General features: G+C 65.9%; 8 protein-coding genes. 3 read left to right on the top strand and 5 right to left on the bottom strand.

All coding sequences use genetic code 11. From position 1 onward, the window contains the following. Positions 1 to 866, top strand: an 866-nt coding sequence (locus tag CKO42_RS24900; protein ID WP_200251373.1) for an aldehyde dehydrogenase family protein, incomplete at its 5' end; no start/stop codon positions are given. Between the two features lie 40 nt (positions 867 to 906). Here CKO42_RS24900 and CKO42_RS24895 read toward each other — a convergent pair. The 4 genes from CKO42_RS24895 to CKO42_RS24880 are packed head-to-tail and all read right to left on the bottom strand — an operon-like array spanning position 907 to position 4,270. Then, the gene (locus tag CKO42_RS24895; RefSeq protein WP_200251371.1) at positions 907 to 2,286 is read right to left on the bottom strand and encodes an NAD(P)/FAD-dependent oxidoreductase; all 1,380 of its coding nucleotides are present in this window, start codon (positions 2,284 to 2,286) and stop codon (positions 907 to 909) included. 21 nt (positions 2,287 to 2,307) lie between these two features. After that, entirely contained in the window at positions 2,308 to 3,117 is an 810-nt protein-coding gene (locus tag CKO42_RS24890; RefSeq protein WP_200251369.1) for an HvfC family RiPP maturation protein, read from the bottom strand. Further along, on the bottom strand, positions 3,110 to 3,988 hold the full coding sequence (locus CKO42_RS24885) for an HvfB family MNIO-type RiPP peptide maturase (RefSeq protein ID WP_242479683.1): 879 nt from the start codon (positions 3,986 to 3,988) through the stop codon (positions 3,110 to 3,112). Before CKO42_RS24885 ends, CKO42_RS24890 begins: the two co-directional genes overlap by 8 nt. Positions 3,989 to 4,030: 42 nt before the next feature. Continuing rightward, positions 4,031 to 4,270, bottom strand: coding sequence for an HvfA family oxazolone/thioamide-modified RiPP metallophore (locus CKO42_RS24880; protein WP_200251358.1), 240 nt, complete (start codon positions 4,268 to 4,270; stop codon positions 4,031 to 4,033). A gap of 415 nt (positions 4,271 to 4,685) precedes the next feature. Between CKO42_RS24880 and CKO42_RS24875 the strand changes: the two genes are divergently transcribed. Further along, positions 4,686 to 6,776 carry a sensor histidine kinase gene (locus CKO42_RS24875; RefSeq protein WP_200251356.1) on the top strand — a complete coding sequence of 697 codons (2,091 nt, stop codon included), beginning with the start codon at positions 4,686 to 4,688 and terminating at the stop codon, positions 6,774 to 6,776. Between the two features lie 10 nt (positions 6,777 to 6,786). On the opposite strand, the gene CKO42_RS24870 is transcribed toward CKO42_RS24875, so the two are convergent. Then, positions 6,787 to 8,199: a sigma-54-dependent transcriptional regulator gene (locus CKO42_RS24870; RefSeq protein ID WP_200251354.1), complete on the bottom strand. Its 1,413-nt coding sequence runs from the start codon at positions 8,197 to 8,199 to the stop codon at positions 6,787 to 6,789. A 194-nt stretch (positions 8,200 to 8,393) separates the two neighbouring features. On the opposite strand from CKO42_RS24870, the gene CKO42_RS24865 reads away from it, so the two are divergent. After that, positions 8,394 to 8,836 (top strand): carboxymuconolactone decarboxylase family protein (locus CKO42_RS24865; protein ID WP_200251344.1); only part of this gene is annotated, 443 nt, incomplete at its 3' end.

The following is an 8,836-nucleotide window of genomic DNA, read 5'->3' as shown; positions in this document are numbered from 1 at the left end:
ATCTGCTGCGCGAGGCCGGTCTGCCTCCGGCCTGGGCGCAGGCTTTGGTGACGGATTCGCCAGCGACTGCCGAGGCGCTGGCGACCGATCCCCGCGTCGCCTTCCTGAGCTTCATCGGCAGTGCGCGGGTCGGCTGGCATCTACGCTCGCGGCTCGCGCCCGGAGCGCGCTGCGCGCTCGAGCATGGCGGCGTGGCGCCGGTGCTGGTCGATCGTGGCGTTGATCTGCAGCAGGTCGTGCCCTTGTTGGCCAAGGGTGGTCTCTATCATGCCGGTCAGGTCTGCGTCTCGGTGCAGCGCGTCTACGTGCATCAGGATCAGGCACTGACTCTGGCACAGGCGCTGGCCGAGACCGCAGCCGGGATGCAGGTCGATGATCCAACCCTGGCCGAGACCGCGATCGGCCCATTGATCCGCCCGGCCGAGGTCGAGCGCGTGGACCAATGGGTGCGCGAGGCGGTGGGGCAGGGCGGGACCTTGCTCTGCGGGGGCGAGCCGCTCTCGCGCACCTGCTATGCGCCGACCGTGCTCTTCGACCCGCCGGCTACGGCCAAGGTCAGCTCTCAAGAGATCTTTGGCCCGGTGATCTGCGTCTATCCCTACGTTGAGGTCGATGCGGCGATCGAGGCGGCCAATGCCCTGCCGTTTGCATTCCAGGCTGCGGTGTTCACGCGTGAGCTGGCGTTTGCGAGGCATGCGGCCAGCCGGTTGGCGGCCTCAGCGGTGATGATCAACGACCACACCGCCTTCCGCACTGACTGGATGCCGTTTGCCGGATTACGTCAATCGGGGCTGGGTACCGGCGGGATGCCCTATAGCTTCGAGGAGATGCGCATCGAGAAGTTGGTGGTTTGGCGGGCGGACTGAGGCCGAGCCTCAAGCGAGGCGATCGTCGATTACTCCGACGTCAATCACGCTCGGCAACAGGGGTTGGCGAGCGTTCCGTCACGCCTTGGGCACCCTGATCCTGGGACACCTCATCGCCGCTGTCATCGACTGTCCGTGTAAACCGCAGATGGGCGATATCAGGCGGAAAGAACATCGCCCAGTTCCACTCCAGATAGAGCCGCGCCTTGCGCGCCAGGGTCGGGATATAGAGCAGGTAGAAGCCGCGCCAGAGCAGCCAGGGGATGAACCCGGACAGATTGATGCCATAGACCCGAGCCACGGCGCGGTTATGACCGATGGCAGACATCAGGCCCTTGGGCTGATAGCCGAACGCGCGGGTCGGCTCGTCGCGCTCGTGCCGGGCGATGTTGGCCGCGAGCTGCGGTCCCTGGCGCAACGCGAACTGGGCCGTCGGTGGGCAGGACGCGCCGTCCTCGCGGCTGTTCGGCACCGCCGCACAATCGCCGATCGCCCAGACGCCCGGCAGCCCCGGCACCGACATATCGGGCTCGACGCGCAAGCGGCCTCGTTCCTTGTCCGCGGGCAGGGCCTCGATGAGCCGGTTCGCCGTGGTGCCGATGGTGCTGACAACGGTGCCGGCGTCGATACGACTGCCTTTGTTGAGCGTCACCCCCTGCGCATCAATGGCCTCACTGCGGGTCCCGAGCCGCACCTCGACCCCGCCATGCCGGGACAGCTTGCGCTCGGTAAAGCGGCCCAGTCGCTCCGGCAGCTCCGGCAACAGGTGTGGACCACCATGGACGATGACCACGCGCGCGGTCTCCAGCTGCGACTGCCGATACCAGCGTTGGCTCTCGGCAAGGAAGTCGCTGATCTCGCCGGCGACCTCGACCCCGGAGAAGCCGCCACCGATGACCACAAAGGTCTTCAGCCAGCGGCGCAAGGTCGGGTTCTCGGTCAGCTCGGCGTCCTCGAGCCGGGCGATGACGCGATTGCGCAGATAGAGCGCATCGCCTACGGTCTTCAGCGGCAGCGTGTGCTCGGCCATGCCGGGGATCATCTGCAGATTGGCGCGGCTGCCGCAGGCCAACACCAGATGATCGTAGTCGAGGTGGCCGCCCTCCGAGCTATTGCGGAAATGCACGCGGCGTGCCTCGGTGTCGATGCCAGTGACTTGCACCTGGTGGACCTTGGCGCGGCGGACCATCTGGCGCAGCGGTGCGACCACATGCCCCGGCAGCACCGAGGCGCCAACCACTTCTGGGAGCAGCGGGTTATAGGTCAGATGGTTCTCGGCCGAGAGCAGATGGATATCGGCCGAGCGCAGGCGCCGCTCGAGTGACTTGGCCGCGGTGGCGCCGGCGAAGCCGCCACCAATGATGATGATCTTGGGGCTGCGGTTGGGGTCCGTAATGGCAGGCGTTGATGCATCGGGCATGACGGGCTCCGGTTGGTCTGTTTACTGTCGGCGCGTGCCCAGTAGAATCTGGCGCTCACGCAGATCGTCCAGCAGGCTGCGGCCGGCCTCGATCAGCTGCGCCGGCCGTGGATGCTCAAGCTCGAGCGCGATGCTGTTGAGCAGATCCCGTCCGCTCCGGTGGCTTTGTTCTCGCAGCAGCACCAGTAGCCGCTGGGTCACCGCGTTGATCTTCAGAAACGCGATGCGCTCCTGTCGTGTGCGGTACACGACCAGATGCGTTGGCTCAGGGTCCGGCGCGTGCGGCTGGAAGTCCGCGCTGATGTGATGCACCGGAAAGCGGTAGCTGAGATTCCAAGCCAGCGGTGAGACCACCGGGACGCCGTCGAGCAGATCACCGTTCGGATCGGCGAGCGCGGGTCCGGCCTCGGCCTCGCTGAAGATCAAGGCGGTCTCGACCCTCTCGTAGTGGGCAAGCTCCAGCACAAAGGGCGGATCTTCAGGGCGCAAGGCCCCCGCTGTGCTCAGGTAGGCCAACAGCTCCTGGCCCAGCTCCGGGAACAGAGGCGTCTCGGCGCGATGGGCGATCAAGAACCCGCGGATCAGCGCTCGCCAGCGCTCGCGGCCCAGGCACTGGTAGAGGACCGGAAAGCCCTGCTCGAGCAGCGACGCGACATTGTTGAAGATCAGCTCCCGATAGATCCGCAGACGGCGATCCTCGATGCCCGCTGGCGGCGGTTGCTGCGGGTCGCGCAGATGAGCGGTGAAGGCCTGCTGAATCTGCATGAATCCGGGCGCTGCCTGAACGTTGGCCTGAGGGTCGGCCTGTGAGTGGGAATGGGTCTCAGGCATGAGCAAGGTGTCCGTTGGCATTGACCCGCGGGGCTCCGAGCTGGTCGGTGTATTGCCGCTGAATGTCGCTGATCCGCTGCACCTCGGTCGCGAGTTCAGCGAGCGGCGGGATGTTGAAATCCCGCTCGAGCAGGGTCGGGAAGACGCCGAAGCGCGCATAGGCCTGCTCCAACAACGCCCACACCGGCTCGATCACATCGGCCCCATGGGTATCGATGCGCAGGTCCGGCGCCTCTTCGTAGTGCCCGGCGATATGGCCGTAGACGATGCGCTCGGCGGGCAGGGCCTCGAGGAAGGCGATCGGGTCGTAGCGATGATTGATGCTGTTGACGAGGATGTTGTTCACATCCAGCAGCAGGTCACAGTCGGCCTCGTCGAGCACCGCGTTGATGAAATCGATCTCGCGCATCTCTTGGCCTGGTGCGGCGTAATAGGAGACGTTCTCCAGGGCGATGCGTCGCTCGAGGATCTCTTGAACCTGACGGATGCGCCGGGCGACATGCTGTACCGCCTCGGCGGTGAACGGGATCGGCATCAGGTCATACAGCTGTCCATCATCCGAGCAGTAGCTCAGATGCTCGGTATAGACCGCGATCTGGTGTGTATCGAGAAAGGTCTTGATGCGGTTGACGAACGGCACATCGAGCGGCGCTGTTGAGCCGATCGAGAGGGACAAGCCGTGGCAGACGAAGGGATGGCGCTCGGTCAGGCCGCGCAGCAACCGCCCCCAGCGGCCACCAACAGCGATCCAATTCTCCGGCGCGATCTCCCAGAAGGAGACCTCCGGCGGAGGCTGTTCGGCTGCGGCGGCGATGAACGCGCGCCGCAGACCGAGACCGGCGCCATGGACGGGGTCGGGAGTCATGTTCATGGCTGGCTTCTGGCGTGGGTCTATGCGGTGGTCAGGGCGGGATCAGCCCTTATTGCCGCACTTGCCCTCGCCGCACTTGCCTTCGCCTTCGCCCTTGCCGTCATCCTTGGCGCCGCACTTGCCCTCGCCACAGCTGCCCTCGGCCAGCTGCAGATAGCCGCTGTCGAGTTGCTCGGTGACGAAGGGGTTGTCGCCGGCCTGGGCCAGATTGGCGACGCTCAGGGTGCCGACGAGGGTGGCACCGGCGATCATGGCGGCTGAGGTGATGATCTGCTTGGACATGGAAACACTCCGAAAGAATCTAAGGTTGGTATGCTGATAGCCCTTGTGGTGGCCTCGAGTCGCAGCGGTCGGCTTGCCCTGGTCGGCTCGCCGGCTTGCCCTTGGCCAGTAGCTATCACTCGTTAAAGACCGCAGTGGTCGGTGAAATCTTTCAGCGGATGTTGGCGAGGCTGCCGAGAGACGTCGTCCAGGGGTTTTTAGATGACGTGCGGGCGATGCCACGATCGGCTGAGCCTCTGTGGCGCAGCGGAGCAGGCGTGTTACCCGCATGCTGAAACCTCGAGCCAGGCCGAGGACAGCGCATCGGGCGCGATGGCCGACGATCCTCAGAGCACCGCGTCGATGCCTGCCTGGCTGTATTCGCTTAGCCGAGGCGCGGGATCAGTGACCACCTCGATCACCCAGGCCATTACCCATGTCGTTGTCCCGGCACCTCGCCAGTCTGAGTCTGCAAGTCGCCGCGGCCTATCTCGCACTTGGGCTGCTGCTGAGCGCGGCGAGCCTCTACACCCTCAGCGCCTTTCAACGCCAATTGGGTGCGATTGAGCTGGTCAACCGGGCCGGGCAGCTCGAGCTGGCGGTCGAGCAGATGCACGCCCAGGCGATGAACTATTGGCAGAACGCCCCGCGCGACTATCCGACCTACTACCGCGATGTGCGCCTGTACTACCAAGACCTGCTGACGCAGATCGAGACCATCGATGGCATCGTCGCCACCTTCATGAGCGGCGACTTCAGCGACGCGATGCCCATGCCGATGCCGGCCTGGCTGCAGCCGCACCTCGGCCTCGAGGCCGAAGCAGCGATTGCCGCACTCGAAGACACCTGGGAGACCTGGCGCGCGACGCTCTTTGACGCCCTCGGTGACGACGAGGACGAGCCGCGTCTGGAATGGGCCGCCGAGCAGGTGATCGACGACCACAGCCGGCTGAATGCCGCCGTGGAGGTCTTCGCCAAGGCCCTGCGCAGCTGGTCCGCGCGCGAATACCAGCTGATGATCCAGGGTACCCTGGCGGCCGCGGGTATCACCCTGGTGATCGCCGTTCTTCTGCTCTGGCTGCTGCACTGGAAGGTGTTGGCGCCACTGCGTCGCACCACGGCCGGCTTTCAGCGGGTCGCCGATGGCGACGTCCGCTACCAGCTGCCGGTCGTCGGCACCACCGAGTTGCAGGATCTCAGCAGCAGCTTCAATCGGCTCTCCGAGCGGCTCGACCTGCTCTACCGGCTGATCCACGCCCTGCAGCAGGGCCAGGATCTGGATCAGCTGATGGGCCTGCTCAACACCGAGTTCAGACCGCTGCTGGGCTGCGACTGGAGCGGCCTGGTGTTCATCGATGAGCGCCGGGCCAGCGCCCGCGTCGAGACCAGTTGGCTCGACGGCCTGCCGCAGCCGGGCGCTCAGCGGCTGTACCGGCTACAGGGCACGCTGCTCGAGCGCGTCTTGGCCGATGAGACGCCTCTGCATGTGCAGGCCATGGCCGAGCGCGCGAGCGCGAACCCGGCCTATGAGCTGCTGCGCCATCTGGTCGCGCTCGGCATGCGCGACGCCATCTTCTTGCCGCTGACCCCGCAAACGCAGACCCCGATCCCGGCGGTGGTGGTGTTCGCGACCCGCGATCCCGCCGGGTTCGGCGATGCTCGTCAGCGACTCCTCGGCAACATCGGTCAGCTGCTGACCCAAGGGGTGGGGCGCACCGCGCGCCTGGCCGAGCAGGGGCGGCTCGCCGCCATCGGCGAGTTCGCATCGGGCATCGTGCACGAGCTGCGCACGCCATTGAGCACCATCGCCATGGCGCTTAGTTACCTTGCCGAAGGCACCCCAGAGCCACGGGCCAAGCGCCGTTTGGACCTGGCGCTGGGTGAGGCCGAGCGCACGCGCCGGCTGCTCGAGGAGATTCTGCTCTATGCGAAGCCCTTGAGCCTGGACCCGCGCCCGGTGGCGCTCCGGCCACTGCTCGAGGAGCAGATCGCGATGGCGGCCGAGCGCCATCCTGGGCATTCGATCCAGCTCGAGCAGGCTTCGGACGTGTTTCAGGTCCTTGCCGATCCGGACCGATTGCGCCAGATCCTGACCAACCTCACCGACAATGCCTGCGAGGCCGCGCCTGTGGGCAGCGTCGTCACCTGGCGGATCGCCAAGACCGCTGGGCTTGCCGAAACTGCCGGGACTGCTAGGACCGGCGAGACCGCTGAGGCTGCCAAGGCTGCTGGGATTGTTGGGACTGCTGAGCACGTCAAGCAAAGCGACGCGGACGAGGTCAGGCTCTCGGTGCACAACACCGGTGAGCCGATCCCGGCGGAGCGCTTACCGCGCCTGTCCGAGCCCTTCTTTAGCACCAAGGCCAGCGGCACCGGGCTTGGTCTGGCGATCGTGGCGCGGCTGGTCGAGCAACATGGCGGGCGTCTTTCGATTCGGTCGACGGCCGAGCAGGGCACCTTGGTCGAGATCGTGCTGCCGCAATGGATCGATGAAACGGATGGGACTGCGGATGTGGCCGACGCCTGAGCGATGAGCGTTAGCGCTTCAAGACCCGCAGCTGATACTTTTCGATCTTGCGATCCAATGCCGGGCGGGAGATGCCAAGGATCTCGCAGGCCTGTCCCTTGTGCCCCTGGGTATGATCGAGCACCTGCTGAATATGCGCTGCGGCGACCTCATCGAGGCTGCGCAGCACTGACGCCTGGTCGCCCGCTGATCCGCTCGCATGACGGCCGGACGCGGTCTCTGCATCCCCGCCGAGCGGACCTTGCTGGCCGGCACGGCCGCCGCCAAGCTCAAGCATCTCCGGGGTGATCAGCGCATGGTGGGTCTGCAGCAGGGCTTGGCTCAATCGGTTTTCCAGCTCGCGGACGTTGCCGGGCCAGTCGTCCTCGCTCAATCGCGCCAGCGCGGCCGGCGTGATGGTCGGGATTGGGCGCTCAAGCCGAGCTGCGATGCGCGCGAGCAGCCCTTGCACCAGCAGCGGAATGTCCTCGCGGCGCTCGCGCAGCGGCGGCATGCGGATCTGGATCACCTGCAGCCGGTAGACCAGATCCTCGCGAAAGCGCCCGGCGGAGGCCTCGGCAAGGAGATCCCGATTGGTGGCGGCAATGATGCGCGCATCGGTGTGGATGGCCTCATGACCGCCGACGCGCTCGAAGACGTGCTCCTGTAACACGCGCAACAGCTTGGCTTGCAGCGCGGGGGCCAGCTCGCCGATTTCATCGAGAAAGAGGGTGCCGCCGGCGGCCTGCTCAAAGCGTCCCTGCTTGCGCGCCTGGGCACCAGTGAACGCGCCCTTTTCATGGCCGAACAGGTCGCTCTCGAGCAGGGTGTCGACGATCGCGGCGCAGTTCACCGCGATAAAGGCCCCAGCACGACCGCTGTGCTGATGGATCAGCCGCGCGACTACCTCTTTGCCGGTCCCGGACTCACCGCTGATCAAGACCGTCGCCTGGGTGCGCGCGCTGCGGGCGATGGCTTTGCTGACGCTCAGCATGGCGTCGCTGCGACCGATCAGATCACGCGGCGCCTCGTCGTCAGATGAGCTGGCAGGCGGGCTGTCACTTGTCTGGCTGAGTGCCTCACGCTCGCGCAGCAGGCGCTGCACGGCCTGGGTCAGCTCATCGGTCTTGATCGGCTTGTGCACGAAATCCGCCGCCCCGCGCTGGATCGCCGCGATCGCCAGCTCCAGGTCATGCTTGCCGGTCATCATCAGGATCGGCAACTGCGGGTCGATCTCAAGCAACGGGCCGATCAGCTCACTGCCGAGCCCGTCGGGGAGCTGCTGATCGAGTAGGACCAGGTCGAACCGCCCCTGGTGCAACTCGTCGAGTCCGGCCTGAGCGCGCTCTGCATGGGTCACGGCGAAGTCCAAGTCCTCAAAGTGCATCGCGAGCATCTCGCCGAGGGCGCGATCATCCTCGATGATGAGCAGGCGTGGGGGCATCGCGTCGTCCTCTCGGGTGTCGGAATCGGGCTTTGGGCTTAGGGGCTCGGGTGTTGCCCTGTCCACCCTCTGGCGGCGCTGGTCGGGGTTTGCGCGCTCGGGCTGTGCCCACAGTGCAATGATCTCGCGTCCGAACCGGTCCGGTCTCTAAGATCACTGTGAGTGACCCTGTTAACGGACCCCTGGAGAACGCCATGTCTTTCAACTTTCCTAATCATGACACTGAATCGGCGCCGAAGGATGCGCTGGCGGCGCTGACCGACGCCGAGGGCCGTTTCGGCATGCTGCCCAACCTGATGCGTAAGATGGCCACCGCGCCAGCGCTGCTGAAGGGCTACCTGGCCCTGGGTGAGCTGTTCGAGCAGACCTCGTTCTCGCCAGCGGAGCAACAGGTGGTGTTGCTGAGCGTCAGCCGCGAGAACCGCTGCGACTATTGTATGGGGGCGCACAGCGTGCTTGCGGACATGGCGGATGTGCCCAAGCCGGTGACCGATGCGCTGCGGGCGGGGAAACCCTTGCCTGATCCACGACTCGAGGCCCTGCGCCGCTTCACCACTGCGGTGGTTGCGGCGCGGGGCTGGGTGGATGAGGCAGAGGTCGCCGCGTTTCAGGAGGCCGGCTACGACGCGCAGCAGGT

Source organism: Lamprobacter modestohalophilus (assembly GCF_016583905.1).
GTDB lineage: Bacteria > Pseudomonadota > Gammaproteobacteria > Chromatiales > Chromatiaceae > Lamprobacter > Lamprobacter modestohalophilus.
The sequence above is the reverse complement of the archived record's forward strand: the minus strand, read 5'-3'. Positions and strand labels throughout refer to the sequence as shown.